The organism is Arthrobacter methylotrophus, from assembly GCF_039539965.1.
Classification (GTDB): Bacteria; Actinomycetota; Actinomycetes; order Actinomycetales; family Micrococcaceae; genus Arthrobacter; species Arthrobacter methylotrophus.
In genome coordinates, this window is record NZ_BAABED010000001.1 from 2978114 (window position 1) to 2994177 (window position 16064).

General features: G+C 64.0%; 19 protein-coding genes. 10 read left to right on the forward strand and 9 right to left on the reverse strand.

The window, feature by feature from the left end; genetic code table 11:
• Positions 1–23: 23 nt before the first annotated feature.
• Together ABD884_RS15690 and ABD884_RS15695 are read left to right on the forward strand one after the other, a co-directional pair.
• Positions 24–896, forward strand: coding sequence for an SGNH/GDSL hydrolase family protein (locus tag ABD884_RS15690; RefSeq protein WP_345047582.1), 873 nt, complete (start codon positions 24–26; stop codon positions 894–896).
• Positions 897–1026: 130 nt separating this feature from the next.
• Positions 1027–1347 (forward strand): hypothetical protein, encoded by a 321-nt coding sequence (locus tag ABD884_RS15695; protein WP_345047586.1) that lies wholly within the window; start codon positions 1027–1029, stop codon positions 1345–1347.
• Between the two features lie 2 nt (positions 1348–1349).
• Here ABD884_RS15695 and ABD884_RS15700 read toward each other — a convergent pair whose 3' ends face one another.
• Both ABD884_RS15700 and ABD884_RS15705 read right to left on the reverse strand, forming a co-directional pair.
• On the reverse strand, positions 1350–2621 hold the full coding sequence (locus tag ABD884_RS15700) for an MFS transporter (protein ID WP_345047589.1): 1272 nt from the start codon (positions 2619–2621) through the stop codon (positions 1350–1352).
• Positions 2618–3076: a MarR family winged helix-turn-helix transcriptional regulator gene (locus ABD884_RS15705; protein ID WP_345047591.1), complete on the reverse strand. Its 459-nt coding sequence runs from the start codon at positions 3074–3076 to the stop codon at positions 2618–2620. The genes ABD884_RS15700 and ABD884_RS15705 overlap by 4 nt, the downstream gene beginning before the upstream one ends.
• Before the next feature lie 287 nt (positions 3077–3363).
• Between ABD884_RS15705 and ABD884_RS15710 the strand changes: the two genes are divergently transcribed.
• The gene (locus ABD884_RS15710) at positions 3364–4260 is read left to right on the forward strand and encodes a prephenate dehydratase (protein WP_345047593.1); all 897 of its coding nucleotides are present in this window, start codon (positions 3364–3366) and stop codon (positions 4258–4260) included.
• Between the two features lie 235 nt (positions 4261–4495).
• Here the strand turns inward: ABD884_RS15710 and ABD884_RS15715 are convergent, their stop codons facing one another.
• Positions 4496–4660, reverse strand: coding sequence for a hypothetical protein (locus ABD884_RS15715; protein WP_345047595.1), 165 nt, complete (start codon positions 4658–4660; stop codon positions 4496–4498).
• 91 nt (positions 4661–4751) lie between these two features.
• On the opposite strand from ABD884_RS15715, the gene acsA reads away from it, so the two are divergent.
• The 5 genes from acsA to ABD884_RS15740 are packed head-to-tail and all read left to right on the forward strand — an operon-like array spanning position 4752 to position 10182.
• The gene (acsA, locus tag ABD884_RS15720) at positions 4752–6596 is read left to right on the forward strand and encodes an acetate--CoA ligase (protein ID WP_345047598.1); all 1845 of its coding nucleotides are present in this window, start codon (positions 4752–4754) and stop codon (positions 6594–6596) included.
• The gene (pdhA, locus tag ABD884_RS15725) at positions 6593–7594 is read left to right on the forward strand and encodes a pyruvate dehydrogenase (acetyl-transferring) E1 component subunit alpha (RefSeq protein WP_345047601.1); all 1002 of its coding nucleotides are present in this window, start codon (positions 6593–6595) and stop codon (positions 7592–7594) included. Before acsA ends, pdhA begins: the two co-directional genes overlap by 4 nt.
• Entirely contained in the window at positions 7591–8571 is a 981-nt protein-coding gene (locus ABD884_RS15730; protein ID WP_345047605.1) for an alpha-ketoacid dehydrogenase subunit beta, read from the forward strand. Before pdhA ends, ABD884_RS15730 begins: the two co-directional genes overlap by 4 nt.
• Before the next feature lie 7 nt (positions 8572–8578).
• The gene (locus ABD884_RS15735; protein WP_345047609.1) at positions 8579–9943 is read left to right on the forward strand and encodes a dihydrolipoamide acetyltransferase family protein; all 1365 of its coding nucleotides are present in this window, start codon (positions 8579–8581) and stop codon (positions 9941–9943) included.
• Positions 9940–10182 carry an acyl carrier protein gene (locus ABD884_RS15740; protein ID WP_028266550.1) on the forward strand — a complete coding sequence of 81 codons (243 nt, stop codon included), beginning with the start codon at positions 9940–9942 and terminating at the stop codon, positions 10180–10182. Before ABD884_RS15735 ends, ABD884_RS15740 begins: the two co-directional genes overlap by 4 nt.
• Here the strand turns inward: ABD884_RS15740 and ABD884_RS15745 are convergent.
• Positions 10154–10456, reverse strand: coding sequence for a hypothetical protein (locus tag ABD884_RS15745; protein WP_345047613.1), 303 nt, complete (start codon positions 10454–10456; stop codon positions 10154–10156). The genes ABD884_RS15740 and ABD884_RS15745 overlap by 29 nt on opposite strands.
• 285 nt (positions 10457–10741) lie before the next feature.
• Between ABD884_RS15745 and ABD884_RS15750 the strand changes: the two genes are divergently transcribed.
• Together ABD884_RS15750 and ABD884_RS15755 are read left to right on the forward strand one after the other, a co-directional pair.
• The gene (locus tag ABD884_RS15750; RefSeq protein WP_345047615.1) at positions 10742–11530 is read left to right on the forward strand and encodes a TetR/AcrR family transcriptional regulator; all 789 of its coding nucleotides are present in this window, start codon (positions 10742–10744) and stop codon (positions 11528–11530) included.
• Positions 11531–11571: 41 nt separating this feature from the next.
• Positions 11572–12396 carry a glucose 1-dehydrogenase gene (locus tag ABD884_RS15755; RefSeq protein ID WP_345047618.1) on the forward strand — a complete coding sequence of 275 codons (825 nt, stop codon included), beginning with the start codon at positions 11572–11574 and terminating at the stop codon, positions 12394–12396.
• A gap of 426 nt (positions 12397–12822) precedes the next feature.
• Here the strand turns inward: ABD884_RS15755 and ABD884_RS15760 are convergent, their stop codons facing one another.
• The 5 genes from ABD884_RS15760 to ABD884_RS15780 form a co-directional block, all read right to left on the reverse strand.
• Positions 12823–14181, reverse strand: coding sequence for a phosphoribosyltransferase family protein (locus ABD884_RS15760; RefSeq protein WP_345054907.1), 1359 nt, complete (start codon positions 14179–14181; stop codon positions 12823–12825).
• A gap of 84 nt (positions 14182–14265) precedes the next feature.
• The gene (locus tag ABD884_RS15765; protein ID WP_345047624.1) at positions 14266–14940 is read right to left on the reverse strand and encodes a BON domain-containing protein; all 675 of its coding nucleotides are present in this window, start codon (positions 14938–14940) and stop codon (positions 14266–14268) included.
• Between the two features lie 104 nt (positions 14941–15044).
• On the reverse strand, positions 15045–15182 hold the full coding sequence (locus ABD884_RS15770) for a hypothetical protein (RefSeq protein WP_345047629.1): 138 nt from the start codon (positions 15180–15182) through the stop codon (positions 15045–15047).
• 174 nt (positions 15183–15356) lie between these two features.
• On the reverse strand, positions 15357–15764 hold the full coding sequence (locus ABD884_RS15775; protein ID WP_345047632.1) for a DUF302 domain-containing protein: 408 nt from the start codon (positions 15762–15764) through the stop codon (positions 15357–15359).
• A 33-nt stretch (positions 15765–15797) separates the two neighbouring features.
• A complete protein-coding gene (locus tag ABD884_RS15780; RefSeq protein ID WP_345047634.1) occupies positions 15798–16055 on the reverse strand; it encodes a metal-sensitive transcriptional regulator in 258 nt (85 codons plus the stop codon).
• Positions 16056–16064 lie beyond the last annotated feature (9 nt).

Here is a 16064-nt window from a genome sequence, read left to right on the forward strand (position 1 = left end):
CCGGGTAGGGTCACTATGGAGGGATGAACGCTCCCAGCGCCGATAGTCCGGCGGAGGGTGGCTCCGCTGGCTTCGGGGCCGGCCTGCACCCGTGGAGCCGTTATGTGGCCCTAGGGGATTCGTTCACGGAAGGGGTAGGCGACCCGGAACCGCGGAACCCGGGGGGTCTGCGGGGCTGGGCGGACCGGGTAGCGGAAGAACTGAGTGCCGGACACGAAGATTTCGCCTACGCGAACTTGGCGATCCGTGGACGGTTGCTCCACCAGATCCTCGATGAGCAGGTCGGCCCAGCCCTGGCACTGCAACCGGATCTGATCACTGTCAATGCCGGTGGCAATGACCTGATCTTCCACAGAAGCGATCCCGACAAACTTGCCGCCCGGATGGACGCCGGCGTGGAACTCCTGGCCTCTACCGGCGCAACCGTTGTGTTGTTCGCCGGCCCGGACTGGGGCGCTACGCCGGTGTTGGGACGGACCCGCACCAAGGTCGCCATCTTCAACGAGAACTTGCGCACGATCGCCGCGCGCCACGATGCGGTCATCGCCGATCTCTGGGCGCTGCGCCAACTCACCCACCCACGAATGTGGGATCCGGACCGGCTGCATTTCTCCCCACTGGGCCAGCACACCATCGCCATCATGGTGCTCGATACCCTCAACGTTCCCCACACCTTGGAGCCGATGACACCGAAAGACCTGGCCGGGCGCACCTGGCGCGAGGCAAGGGCCGATGACATTGTCTGGGCACGCGAGCACCTGTTCCCGTGGGTCCTGCAACGTATCAAGAAAGGGATCTCCGACGACGGGCGGCACGCAAAGCGGCCGGATCCAGGCCCTGTGTTTGGCACCTGGATGCCGCCCGGTACGTTCGTCGGAAACGATCCCGAAAGCTAATGGCGAGCTCTTCTGCGCGGCAAATCAACTTCCTCTCGCCGAAGAAGTCCTGTCATCTGCTTGACCTCAGGCGTAGTCTAAACAGAATTCACTTTCGGGAAGGCCATGCAGGAAGGCGGTATTCACCAGCGTGAGCATCAAGGACGAATGGGACCGGCTCGATTCCGGAACCCGAACATGGCTACTTGAAAATCCGGCATGCGTTGTCTTGCCGCCCGCCATGTCGGCCAAGTTCAGCAAGGGCGCGCACGGCGACATTGAGTGCGACCCGCGTGGTCAGGTTGTCGTCTCCCGGGACGACCACGATTTTATCCGCGAGAAAGCGGAGGCCGCGGGAACAATCCGTGTTCCCGCGGGCGAATATCGGTTCTTCGACACAGCGCCCTTACCTGTTATCAGGAAAGCCCCGCGTGGAATGCGCGCTGCAGCTTGGCCGGATAAAGCCCATTAACATCAGTTGCTGGCTTTTGCCGAGCCGCGTACCTTGCCAATGAATACCTTCCGGATTTGGCTCCGGAAGGTCAGGCTCCTGCTCCGGCTGACCACAATCACCGAGCACAAGGCAGTCAGCAGGACGACCGTTCCGCCCACTGCCACGGCCCAGCGCGCACCGAATTCAGTGCCGATCCACCCCATGAGAGGAGCCCCCACAGCAGTCCCGCCCTGCAAGACGGCCATATACAGCGCCAGCACGCGTCCCCGGAATTGTGGCTCGGCCGAGAGTTGGATGCTCGTATTGCAGCTGTTCAGGAAAGTCATCGATCCGACGCCGACCGGAATCAGGGACACCGCGTAGAACCAGAACGACGGGGACGCACTGCCAACGAGGGTGAAGAAGCCCAAACAGATGGCCCCGCCCAGCAGGAAGCGCATCCGCGGGCCGGACCTTCGGGCTGCCAGCAACGCCCCGGCGAGCGTCCCTATCGCCATGACGGAGCCCAACAGGCCGAACTCCCCCGGGCCCATGCCGAACTCCGTGGTGGACATGAGCGCATTGGTCACCGGGAAGTTCATGCCGAAGGCTCCCAGAATCCCGACCATGCAAAGGATGAGTACGAGATCCGGGCGCCTGCTGACGTAGCCGAAGCCCTCGAGAACCGGATGTTTCCCGTTGCCTGCCGGCACCGCCGGGAACAGGGCGGACGGCCGAATGCGCCACAAGGACACGATGACAGCGGCGAAACTGGCCGCGTTGAGCAGGAAGACCGGTCCCGTGCCGATCCAGGCAATCAGCACCCCGGCAATGGCCGGTCCGGTGAGCCGGGCGGTATTGAAGGAGGCAGAGTTGAGTGCCACGGCGTTTGCAACATGTTCCTGCCCCACAAGCTCGGAGACAAAGGCCTGGCGTGCCGGCCCGTCAATGGCGCCGGTCACCCCAAGGCACAAAGCAGCCACATAGACCTGCCACAACTGCGCCGAGCCGGTCAGGACCAGAAGCCCAACCAGCAATCCACACAAACCCATGACCAACTGCGTGCACCGCAAGATCACCAGCTTGCGGTATCGGTCCGCAAGCACACCCCCATACGGTCCGAGCAAAAGCATCGGGAGGAACTGCAGACCCGTCGTGACGCCGACCGCCGTACCGGAATGATCGGTCAGGACCGTCAGCACCAGCCAATCCTGAGCGACCCGCTGCATCCACGTGCCGATGTTGGACACCAATGCCCCGGACGCCCACAAGCGGTAGTTGCGATTCTCCAAAGCCTGGAACATGGCGCTCATCGTGCACTCAACTCCTGCAGAATGTGCGCCGCTCGGCTCAGCGTCAGGCGCTCGTCCTCGCTGAGTCCCGCAACCCGCTGAGCCAGCCAGGCGGTCCGCTGGCTCCGGGCCTCCTCCAGGACTTCCTCGCCGGCCGAAGTGATCCGGATCTGGATCTGGCGGCCATCCACGGGATCCGCCGAACGCGAAACAAATCCCTTGTCGGTCAGCGAATTGACGATCCGAGTCATCGACGGCGCCTGGACATGCTCCCGCTCCGCCAGCTGGCGGAGCGTCTGGGACCCGCTCCGAAGATGGGCCAGGACCGTGTACTGCCCCGGCGTCAGCACATCACCGCTGGCCTCGATCCGGAGCCGCCGGGATGTGCGCATCACGGCAGTCCGCAGCTCGATCGCTAGGACATCCGGGCGTATGCCTTCCCCGAGGTGAGTGGAATCCGCTTTGGCCTTGGTCATAGATCCTCCCTAGCCGCAAGACGCCATGGTTAGCGACGCTAATTAGCAATGCTAAACATATTCTAGTCTCTTCGTGAAAATCATGAAGATGGTTATGGAGGCCAAGACGGGTCGCCGACGGCCGAAGTGGCCCCAGCCCTGCCCTGATACCGGTACTCTCGAGAAGGTCGTGGGAAAGACTGGCCTGATCGCGGCCCCGAGGCGGAGCTCTGCCCGGTGACCCTGCCGTATTTGGTGCCAACCGCATCCTATTTCTGGCATACCAAGAGAGTGGAGGTATCTGATTTATGTCTCGTAAGGTCGCATACCAAGGAGAACCGGGCGCAAATTCAAACATCGCCTGCATGCAGATGTTCCCGGATCTGGAATCGGTGCCTTGCCCCAGCTTCGAGGACACCTTGGACTTGGTCAAGAGTGGAGAAGCGGATCTCGCGATGATTCCGATTGAAAATTCAATCGCAGGACGGGTCGCGGACATCCATGTCCTTCTCCCGGAATCCGGACTCCACATCATTGGTGAGCACTTCCTCCGCATCCGCTTCCACCTGTTGGGGATCCCCGGAAGCAAAATCGAACAGGCGCGTGAAGTTCACAGTCATGTGCACGCGCTGGGCCAGTGCCGAAAGCTGATTCGATCGATGGGGCTGAAACCCGTCGTGGCTGGCGACACCGCCGGTTCGGCGCGGGAGGTTCGCGATTGGAATGACCCTTCCAAGGTATCCCTGGCTCCTCCGCTCGCCGCGGACATCTACGGTCTTCAGGTGCTAGCGACAGACGTTGAGGACGACCCGAGTAACACGACCCGCTTCGTTGTCCTCTCGAAGGAACGCCGAGAACATTCCCCCGGAGAGAACCAGGGGCCGGTTATGACAAGTTTCCTCTTCCGGGTCAGAAACGTGCCTTCCGCCTTGTATAAAGCTCTGGGCGGCTTCGCTACGAACGGCGTGAACATGACGCGTCTTGAAAGCTACATGGTTGGAAATGAATTCGCCGCAACTACTTTCATGGCCGACGTTGAGGGGTCTCCGAGCGATGATTCAGTACGCCTAGCGCTTGAGGAACTCGAATTCTTCACCGACGAGCTGAGAATGCTCGGCGTCTATCCCGCTTCACCCTACCGGGCCAAGTCCCGCACCATTCCTGACGCCGGACGGACCAAGGGCAGTTCGGATTTCCTGTCCTGAAAAAGCCCCTGGGCGAACCGCCGCTGCCTTGCCGTGTCGCGAGATCGCGGCGAGCCTTTTGGACCGCCCGAATCTTCTGCGATCGTGTGGCTGACAGCAATCATCTAGAAGATTCTGACCCGTCCGGCTTCAAGTTGTCCAAGTGTGGGGCGCCGGCCCTTCAGCACGTCCATTGTGCCGCCTTCTTCGGTGTGCACAACCACGTGTTCCTGCACAAGCCCCGTGTGCCCGTATTTCAACCGAGTTCGAGGCTTCGTTGTCGACTATTCGAAGCATCCCGGTGGACAAGCGCACGGTCGAATCGATTTGCGGCGGAAACTGCCGAGCTCGCGGCGAGATCGGTGTAGAGTGCCGTCCGGTTCGGCGGCCTCGATGAGTTCCTCGAGCATAAGAACGCCACCGGCAAAACCTCTGGGCGAATCTTGCTCCGGGCCACCTGTGCGGGACTTTCGACTCTGGGCAGCACGGCAGGGCCGGAGTCCGATGTAACCATGACTGCAGGGACCGAACCATCCACCCGGTGGCCCACGATTTCCAAGGACATCTCCGGTTTTCCTGTTCCGCCGAACCTGGTGGATTACGAGGCGGCGTGCGCCGGTTTCTCTTGGGATCAAGCCCGGCGCACCATGACTGGGCTGCCGGGTGGACGGGGCATCAACATCGCCTACGAGACGGTGGACCGTCACGCCGCGGGTGAGCACGCCGGTCGCGAGGCACTTCGTTTCGTCCGTGCCGACGGCAGCACCCATTCCATCAGCTTCGCGGAGCTTGCGGGGCAGACCAACCGCTTCGCCGGCGTGCTGCGCAGCTTGGGAATCGGACGCGGGGAGCGCGTCTTCTCGCTGATCGGCAGAAGTCCGGCCCTTTACATAGCAGTGCTGGGCACATTCAAGAACGCCAGCGTTTTCTGTCCACTGTTCTCAGCGTTCGGCCCCGACCCGGTCCGTCAGCGGCTGCACTTGGGATCGGGCCGGGCTCTGGTCACGACGCGGCAGCTGTACCGCAGGAAGATCGCGCAGATTCGCGACTCGCTCCCGCAACTAGGGCATGTCCTGCTAACCGACGCCGACGGCGACCCGGAACCGGGCACCCTTGACCTCGCCGCCCTGATGCGGGAAGCCGCGCCGGACGGGGAGATTGCCGCGACGCAGGCCGAGGATATGGCCTTGCTGCACTTCACGAGTGGCACGACAGGGACACCCAAAGGTGCCATCCACGTGCACGACGCCGTCACCGCTCACTATGCGACCGGCAGCTTTGCATTGGACCTGCATCCCGGAGATGTCTACTGGTGCACGGCCGATCCCGGTTGGGTCACCGGCACCTCTTATGGTGTGATCGCGCCGCTCTCGCACGGGGTGACGAGCATCGTGGACGAGGAGGAGATGGACGCGGACCGGTGGTACCGGATCCTCGCGGAACAGCGTGTGACTGTCTGGTACACGGCCCCTACGGCTCTGCGCATGCTGATGAAGGCCGGTGCGGAGCGCGCCGAGGGCCACGATTTGTCTGCCCTGCGCTTCGTCGCCAGCGTGGGCGAACCGCTCAACCCGGAGGTCGTGGTGTGGGGGCAGGAGGCCTTCGGCCAACCGGTGCACGACAACTGGTGGCAGACCGAAACGGGCGGGATCATGATTTCCAACTTCGCATCCACGGAGATCCGGCCCGGTTCAATGGGACGGCCACTGCCCGGCGTCGAAGCTGCCTTGGTGGAGCGCGATGACCAGGACGAGCCGGTTGTCCGCGATGGCGAGGCGGTGCTCGTGACGGAGCCTGACGCGGTGGGCGAACTGGCACTCCGGCCCGGCTGGCCTTCGATGTTCCGGGGATACCTGCACGAGGACGAGCGCTACCGCCGTTGTTTCGTAGGAGGCTGGTACCTCACCGGGGACCTCGCGAAACGGGACGCCGACGGGTACTACTGGTTTGTCGGGCGGGGCGACGACGTGATCAAGTCCTCGGGGCATCTGATCGGCCCGTTTGAAGTGGAAAGTTCCCTGATGGAGCACGAGGCCGTGGCTGAGGCGGGAGTAATCGGCGTCCCCGATCCGGTGGCCGGAGAGGTTGTCAAGGCCTTCGTGGAACTCCGTCATGGCTGGGAACCTTCCGAAGCCACGCGAATGGACATCATTGGTTTCGCCCGCAAGCGACTGGGCCCGGCGGTGGCGCCGCGGTTGCTGGACTTCACTACCGCTCTGCCCAAGACTCGCAGCGGCAAGATCCTCCGACGCCTGCTCAAAGCCCGCGAACTTGGCCTTCCTGAGGGCGACACCTCAACCATAGAGTCCTCTCCCGAAGCCTCTCCTCAGAAGGCCTCACTTGAGGACCGGAAATGACCAGCCCCCTGTCCCCGGCGCACCACAGCCTGGATCCAGAGCACGGCCGCCACCTGCTGCTGCAGATGCTCCGGATACGCAAGCTAGAGGAAAAGTGCGTCGAGCTCTATAGTGCCGCGAAGATCCACGGGTTCCTGCATGTCTACATCGGAGAGGAAGCCGTGGCGGCGGGCGTCCTGGATACCCTGTCCCCGGAAGATGCCGTCGTCGCCACCTACCGGGAGCACGGCCATGCCTTGCTCCGCGGCGTCGAAGCGGGGGCGATCCTGGCTGAAATGTACGGCTGCCTGGAAGGTTGCTGCCGCGGCCGCGGCGGCTCGATGCACCTCTTCGACGCCGCCACGCACTTCTACGGAGGAAACGCGATCGTGGCGGGCGGGCTGCCCCTCGCCGTCGGGCTCGCCCTGGCGGACAAGATGGCCGGACGCTCCAACGTCACAGTGTGCTTCTTCGGCGATGGCGCCGTGGCGGAAGGCGAGTTCCACGAAAGCCTCAACCTTGCCGCACTCTGGCAGCTGCCAGTGCTGTTCTGTTGCGAAAACAACCTCTACGCCATGGGTACTGCCCTGGGCCGCTCGGAATCACAGACAGATATCGCCCTCAAGGCTGCCGGCTACGAGATCTCAGCCTGGGCCGTGGACGGAATGGACGTCCTCGCAGTCGAGGAAGCGGCCCGCCGCGCCGTGGACGCCGTCCGCTCAGGCGGCGGCCCGCACTTCCTGGAACTGCGCACTTACCGTTTCCGCGCCCACTCGATGTTCGACCCCGAACTGTACCGTGAGAAGGCCGAGGTCCTGAAGTGGCAGGAGCGGGACCCGATCACCCTGCTCCGCAGGAGCATGGAAGCGGCGGGCCAGCTTGCCGGGGAAGAGTGGGCGCAGCTGGAGTCGGCCGCCGACACGGAGGTCGCGGCCGCCGTCGACTTCGCCGAAACGGGGACGCTGGAGCCGATGGAGGAACTCACGCGCTTTGTCTACTGCGACCGGAGGACACCATGAAGTCCAGCTACCGGGAGGCCCTCCGGGCTGGGATCCGTGATGCGATGCAGCGTGACCCTGGCGTATTCCTGATGGGCGAAGACGTTGGGTCTTACGGCGGATCGTTCGCGGTGAGTCTGGGGTTGTTGGAGGAATTCGGCCCCGAGCGCATTCGGGACACCCCGCTGTCCGAGTCCGGCTTCGTCGGCGCCGGCATCGGCGCTGCGCTCGGTGGAATGCGGCCGATCGTGGAGATCATGACCGTCAACTTCAGCCTGCTCGCCCTGGATCAGATAGTGAACAATGCCGCGTGCTTGCTGCACATGTCCGGCGGGCAGTTCCACGTGCCGCTAGTCATCCGGATGACCACGGGGGCAGGCCGTCAGCTGGGTGCCCAGCATTCACACAGCCTTGAAGGCTGGTACGCGCACATCCCCGGGCTTCGCATCCTCGCCCCAGCCACCCTCGAGGACGCCCGCGGCATGTTGTGGACGGCACTTGAGGACCCTGATCCGGTACTGATCTTCGAGCACGGCTCGCTCTACAACGTCACCGGCGAACTCGACGACAACGCCGGCCCGGTGGACATCGACACCGCTGCGGTCCGGCGCACCGGTAATGACATTTCGCTGATCACCTATGGCGGGACGCTTCCCGTCGTTCTCGACGCAGCAGAGCAGCTCGCGGGCGAAGGCATCGACGCCGAGGTGTTGGACCTGCGCACGCTCCGGCCGCTGGACGAGGCCACGATCCTCCAATCAGTAGCGCGGGCGCACCGGGCAGTCGTGGTGGACGAAGGCTGGCGCAGCGGGAGCATCTCGGCGGAAATCAGCGCCCGGATCACCGAGAACGCGTTCTTCGACCTGGACGCCCCCGTGGGCCGGGTCTGCAGCGCCGAGGTGCCCATCCCCTATGCCAAGCACATGGAACTGGCCGCTCTGCCCTCCGTAGAGCGGATCGTTGCCGCGGCCCGGGAGGCGGTAGGAACCCGTGCCTGATTTCCTGATGCCTTCTCTCGGGGCCGACATGGAGCACGGCAAGCTCGTCGAATGGCTGGTCAAGCCCGGTGATTACGTCCGCCGCGGCGATCTGGTAGCCGTCGTAGACACCGACAAGACCATCATGGACGTGGAGTCCTTCCAGGAAGGCGTGGTCACGGACCTCCTGGTCGATATCGGCGAAACGGTCCCGGTGGGCACACCATTGGCCAGGATCACACAGACACCGGCAGAGACTGCTCCCCCAGCCCATGTAGCGCAGGTTGCCAAGGCCACGGCCAAGGCGGCCCTTTCGAAGGCGGCTGCGCCGATACCGACTGCCCGGGAAGCCGTTGAGCCACACCCGAAAGAAGCCGCTTCAATCGCACCACCGGTCCGGCACCTCGCGCACCGGCTGGGGGTTGAGACCGTGAAGATCCACGGCACCGGCCGGGACGGGGCAATTACCCGAGCGGACGTCGAACAGGCCGTCGCCGCCCCCTCCCGAAACCGTGTCCGGTCTTCCCCCCGCGCCCGTCGGCTCGCGGCCGAACTCGGCGTCGAACTGGCCGCCATCAGCGGCACCGGCCCGCAGGGCGCCATCACCGAGGCCGACGTCAACCGCGCCGAAGCCCCGGCGCCCGAGAGCCCTTCGCCCTCCACACAAGCGACCCCGAAGCCTGCATCGGAAGAACCGGCCGCGGGGAAGTCTTCGGATGCGGGCGAGCGTGTGGCCAGCCTCCGTCGCGCCATCGGCGCCCTGATGTCCCGCTCGAAAAAATCCATCCCGCACTACTATCTGAGTACCACCTTGGATTTGCGGGCTGCCGTCGACTGGATGCAGTCCGTTAACGCCGAGCGTCCTGTGGCCGCCAGGCTCGTCCCCTCTGCCCTCCTGCTCAAGGCCGCGGCCCTTGCGGCCAGGGAAGTACCGGAAATGAACGGTTTCTATGACGACGACGGGTTCCGGCCGAGCGACTCGGTTCACCTCGGCGTCGCGGTGGCACTTCGCCAGGGTGGCCTTGTGGCACCCGCAATCCACGACGCCGACACATTGCCCGTTGAGACGCTGATGGAGAAGCTGCGGGACCTCGTCAGCCGTGCGCGTTCGGGTCGCCTGCAGCGTGCCGAAATGGCCGATCCCACCCTCACCGTGACCAACCTCGGGGACCTCGGGGTCGAGAGCGTCTATGGCGTGATTTACCCCCCGCAAGTCGCGATGGTCGGCTTCGGCCGAGTGATGGAACAACCCTGGGCGCAGAACGGCATGCTCGGGGTGCGCCACGCGGTCATTGCCACCCTCTCTGCCGACCACCGGGTCAGCGACGGCATGCGCGGTGCCCGCTATCTCGCGCGCATCGAAGAACTCCTGCAGAAACCGGAGGAACTATGAACGAGCAGGAAGCCCGCATGGCGGCCCAAACCGCCATCGGCAAAGTCGCACCGGACGTTGACATGGCGGACGTGGACGAGGATTCCCGACTGCGGCAGGACCTTGAACTTGATTCCCTCGATTTCCTGCGGCTCGTGGAAACCATCGACACGGACACCGGAATCAACATTCCCGAGCGCGATTACCCCGCGGTGGCCACCATCAAAGGACTCATCGCATACCTTGCCGCCCACGGCTGAGCGCCGGGACGTCCCGCCCAACAACCGCCGGCCGTTGGCCTTGTTGGTCGTCCAGGTCCGGGCGGCCCTTTGGCTGCGGCTGAGCGCCGCGCCGGAGCCCTCGGGACGGACTCGGGCGGGGCTCCGTTTCCTCGTGTAGGGTCACTGTTCCCGCGGTGTCGCCACCGTCGATGACGAACTCGGCTCCCGTGACGAGCGAAGATTCGTTGGAGGACAGGTACCGGACGAGGTCCACGACTTCCCCCTGGGCGGCAGTCAATGTGGCGGCTGGCATGCCTCCGGGGTGGCCGAACCGCTGCCGAGGACGGGACGTGCAAGAGGGCCAACAGCGAAGCGATCTCCTTGGATTCGCGCCCGATGCACTGGACTGCGCTATCAAGAGCAACTCGCGATTTCCAGGCAAGGGGAAGCCCCGTCGCAGCCAGGTCGGCTCCTGTCCTTTCTCTTCCGCCGGCCAGCGTCATGTGGGCTGCAGAACAGGGCCTTTGTTCTCTGTCGAGGTACCACGACAGAGGATCTACTAAACACAACGGGAGATTTAGGTTCAAGATATGGCGGAGTGGACGTGGTTCTCATGGGCAAACTGATCCGGTTGCTGACCCGAACGGCAATGATGGCAGGGGACCAGATACGCACTCCCCCGTTATCCGGCGGACCCCAGGATGATGACAAGCGGGCGAGAGTTCTCGACACTGCGATAACCCATTTCGCGGCTACCGGCTTTGCTACCCCTGGCCTCGCGGAGATCGCCCGTACTGCAGGCGTCGCTACCGATGACATCCTTGCCCTCTTCGGAGACGAAGAAGGGCTGCGCCGGGCATGCGACGACCACGTGCTCGAGGCAGTGGTGGGGTGGGCCCGCGAAAAAGCCACACTGGAGGGCATGCGAGAAGTCATGCGTTCCTACCAGGCTGACCCCCGCAACTATCAGGCTCAGATGGCCTACCTCGGACGCGTCGTGGTGGAAAACACTCCAGCTGCCCCCCGGTTCATAGACGTGCTGGTCGATGAGAGCGAAGCGATCATCAGAGCCGGCATCCGCGATGGCACCATGCGCCCTTCCGATGACCCACGAGCGCTCGCCGTCCTGACAGCGACCACCGTACTGGGCTTGATAACCATGGCTCCGCACATCGAACGGGCTCTCGGGCTCCCCGCGTCACAGCAGCAGATGCTGCTCCGTCTGGCACTGCCGGCCCTGGAGATCTACACGCACGGCCTGTACACCAACGACTCTTACCTGACACTAGTCCGCGGCGCCGTCTCCGCCCTCCAGCAAACACAACAAGAGGAGCAAACACCCGGAACCGGATCCCCGAAGGCCCCATCCCAAGCAGACAGCAGCTGAGCGCACCGCCACTATCCGGCGCCAAACCGAAGGAGCATCATATGGAACGAGTCATTGACAAAGTAGCCTTGGTCAGCGGGGGTGCCCGCGGCATTGGAGCCGCCGTGGCATCGCGGCTGCACGGCGAAGGGGCAAAGGTCGTCATAGGCGACATCCTGGACGACGAGGGAAAGGAGACCGCAGAGCGCATGGGCTCCGGCGCGCGCTACGTTCATCTCGACGTGACCAGCCCGCAGGACTGGCAGACAGCGGTGAGCGCCGCCGTCGAAACCTTCGGAGGCCTGAACATCCTGGTGAACAATGCAGGAATCGTGAACTTCGCCTCCATCGAGGACTACACCCTGGAGCAATGGAATACCGTCATCGGCGTGAACCTGACCGGCACGTTCAACGGGATCAAGGCCGCGATCCCGGCCCTGAAACAATCCCGGGGCGGCTCGATCATCAACATATCCTCGATCGCCGGGATCCGCGGCTACGAGCAAATCCCCGGATACACAGCCTCGAAGTTCGGCGTACGCGGACTGACCAAGAGCGCCGCACTGGACCTGGGCCGCCATGGGATCAGGGTCAATTCCGTCCATCCCGGAGTCATCTCCACCCCGATGACGGCCGACATGCCGATGGACATGAGCCACGTGGCACTTGGCCGCATGGGCCACCCAGGAGAAGTCGCGGACCTCGTCCTGTACCTGTCCTCCAACGAATCATCCTTCGTCACCGGAACAGAATTCGTCATCGACGGCGGCGACACCGCAGGGACCGTAACCCCGCAGGAGGAAACAGGCGTCATGGGCAGCCTGCCGGAGGGCCAGCTCAAAGAGACCCCGCCCCTGGCCACACGACCGCCCGGCACATCATTCTGATACCTCCATATTTACGATGTTGGAAAGGTTCCAGAGTGCCCGGCCGCTGAACTATCGGATTACGACTATGCCGTAGATGAGGCCAACGGCCGGTCACCCCGCTGTCACGGCATGAAGGGTGCATGGCATCGGTTTGTTTGAACGTGGGCGTCGATCAAAGCTCATGGGCGGTACGGCGTGGCGCGTCCGGCATAGATGGGCGGGCCTGACCTCCAGGACGCCGCGGGAGCAGGAGGCCATGATGTCTTCTTCCTTCACGTCCTCGGGTAGGGGATGCTGCGGCTGAAGGACCCGTAGCGGAATTCGGACTAGGGCCCGCAGCATTCGGGCAAACCGAATGGTGTGCGCCCCGGCAGATAACGCGGATAGCCGTGGAGCGATCGTTATGCGGAAGCGCCCCTGCGGGGCCCGGGACTCCGGGGCAGGCTACTCGGCATCCCGACACGAAGGCGCGGTATGCCCTGGTGAAGACTCCTGTATCCGGGCAGGCAACAGATAGTGGACGAACCAGTTCGCGGCGAGTGTCCCGGCTTGGGCGAGTGTTCCAGGTTCTTCGAAGAGGTGTGTGGCTCGAGGGATGATCTCCAAGCGGGTCGGGGACTGCATCATGGCCATGGCCTGTCGGTTGAGGGCAAGGACCTCGGGATCGGCGGCACCTACGATCAGCAGGGTCGGTGCGCGCACGACGGCCAGCCGCGGGCCAGCCAGATCCGGACGGCCGCCTCTTGAAACAATGGCTGCTATTCGCGCATCCGGTTCGGCCGCGGCCCATAGCGCTGCGCCGGCGCCCGTGCTGGCGCCGAAATAGCCGATGCGGCTAGTCGAGGTGGCATCATTGCTGCCAAGCCACCGGGTTGCTGCCGTGAGCCGACGCGCAAGCAAGACGACGTCGAATACGTTCGCCCGGTTGACTTCTTCAGCGGGAGTCAGCAGATCCAAGAGGAGTGTGCCCAGTCCCGCGCCCTGAAGTACAGAGGCGACGAACCTGTTGCGGGGGCTGTGGCGCCCGCTTCCGCTGCCGTGGGCGAACACGACGACGCCGTCGCACCGGGCTGGCAGGTGCAGGGTTCCCCGGAGTCTGAGGGCACCGGAGGGGATTTCCACTTCCTGGTCGACGCCGGCATGCTCCGCTGTCCGGAGGGAAGGCAGCCGCTGCTCTGCGACGTCAAGCAGCTGCACCACCTCTTCGTCTTCGGTGGGGGAGAAATCGCGGTAGTGGCAGCCGACGGCTTGGAAGTCCTGCGCCGATACCAGGCAGACGACGTCGTCGGGCTCCGTCAGCGAGGGCAACAGCCCGGCGGGGGCCACCGGCACGGCCAGGATCACTCGGGCAGCGCCCAATTGCCGCGCAACCCGGCAGGCAACACGCGCTGTGGAACCGGTTGCGCAGCCATCATCCACCACGATTGCCGCGCACCCGCGAAGGTCCCTCCGGGGTCGCCCCTGGCGGTACCTCACAACCCGGGACTCCAACAAATCACGCTCGCGACGTTCGACCGCGCCCACGTCAGCATCGCTCACACCCGTGGCAGAGATGATGCGAGGGTCAAGTACACGGGCGTTTCCTTCGCCAATGGCTCCCATGGCTAGTTCCGGTTGGAACGGTACGCCAAGCTTGCGCACCACAATGACGTCCAAAGGCGCGTCGAGCACTTTTGCCACCTCGAACGCGACCGGAATTCCACCGCGGGGCAACCCCAGAACCACCACGTCCTGCCCCTTCAACGGGGCCAGTCGTTGTCCCAGTCTCCGGCCGGCATCCACCCGGTCCCGGAACTCATACATCACGATCACCATCCTGTCCGGATCCTCGCCTTCGCAGGGACGGGCGTTTGGCTAAGGTTCACTCGCTTGCGAAGCGTGGGCTTTCTATTCCGGGTGCACGTCAAGTTGGTTGTGGACTGCGCTCACGTGGGGTGAGGACCAGGCAGCCTTGCCCGCTGCTTTGCGTTCGTTCCAGCTCGCGACCCTGCCGGTGAGTGTCACTTCGGTCCCGTCGACCGTCACCACGATCCTTTCGGCGTCCAGTGCCGCCTGCCGGGCGATGGCGTTCTTGACCCGGGTCTTGGTATCGAGCGCCGAAGCACGGCCCTTGAGGGTGATGAGGTTCTGCACCGACCTGACGCCCCGGAGATGTTCGACGGCGTGGGCTGCTGCTTCGCGTTCGTAGTTCCAATCCACGTTTCCCGTCAGGGTGATGGCGTGGTTACGGACTTCCACGGTGACCGCTCCCTCGGGCACGACCGCGTTTCCCCGGAGAGCACTGAGGGCGGCTTCGGCGATGTCGGTGTCGGTCACCGGGCCGCCGAGGTAGTGGACGGTCAGTTCATCGGCGAGGGCCGTGACTCCACGCACCCGCAGGGCAGCCTTCCTGGCCGCCAGCCGGGCCGAGTAGGTAGGAACCTCGCCCGTCAGCGTCACGGCTCCCGAGGTGACCGCGACGCCGATGTGGGACGCATCGACCTCCGGTGTCCAGTCAAGCTCATTCAGAACGGCCTGCTGCAGATCATGATCCGAGCGGGGCGCATTGGCAGAAGTGGTCATGATGGATCTTTATCCTTTCGTCCCGGCAGGAAGCACTTCCAGGAACGGCTGACGGGGATGGGCTATCAGGCCTGGTACCCGCAAGCCGCTGGGGTACTTCCATTTCATTCCCAGATGCCGCGGGCCGGGTAGGGGCATAAGCCCCTACCCGGCGTTATCACCACCAAGGATTCCAGGGCCCCGGAATCGGCGTCCAGGACCTCCTTTGCCTGGTATACCCGTTGGGTCAGCGCCTCAGCCAAAATCGTTCAGACCGGTCGCTCAGGGTTTGAGTGCGGCGCGGGCATTGGCTGTACTGCGCAGGATACCGGCCAAAGTGTCCGGCTCAAGTGGACAGGCTGCATGGATGAGCAGACCCGGACCGTTCTCTTCTTGGGGCGCCGGGGCGCCGGCGTTGGCGGACGTTACGTTTTCCGTCAGCTGCTCAAGTCGGCGAGGGCTTTGTGCAGGCGATTGGCAGCGTCGTCGGCGACCTCTTTGACGGCCGGTGCGGAGCTAAGCTGGACCATGGTCTGCGGGTCAATGGCTTCGATGGTGGTGATTTCCGCGCCTTTGCCCCGCCGTACGACGACGTTGCAGGGCAGCAGCGCGCCGATTTCGGGTTCTGCGGCGATGGCTCGGCTGGCCAGGGCCGGGTTGCAGGCACCAAGGATGGTGTAGTCGCCGACGGCGTCAGCGGCTTCGGCTCCCAGCTTGGCTTCGAAGGTAGACCGCACGTCAATTTCGGTGAGGATTCCGAACCCTTGGGCTGAGAGTGCTTCCCGGGTGCGGTCCAGTGCTTCGGCCCACGGAAGATCGATGGTCGTGCTGAGGGTGTACGTCATTGGTTCTCCTTGGGTGACTAGAGAGTGGGGTGATCAGGCGAGGGAGAGGAAGAGCTTTTCCAGGTCTTTCCTGTCCATGCTGGCGTCCTTCTGGACAATGCACTGCTCCAGGCCGGTGGCGATGATGGCGAATCCTGCCCGGTCCAGGGCCTTGGAGACGGCCGCGAGCTGGGTGACGACGTCCTTGCAGTCCCGGCCTTCCTCCAGCATGCGGGTGACGGCGGCGAGCTGGCCCTGTGCGCGCTTGAGCCTGTTGATCACGGGTGTGAGTTCTTTGGGGTTAAGTTCCATGGGTTTCTC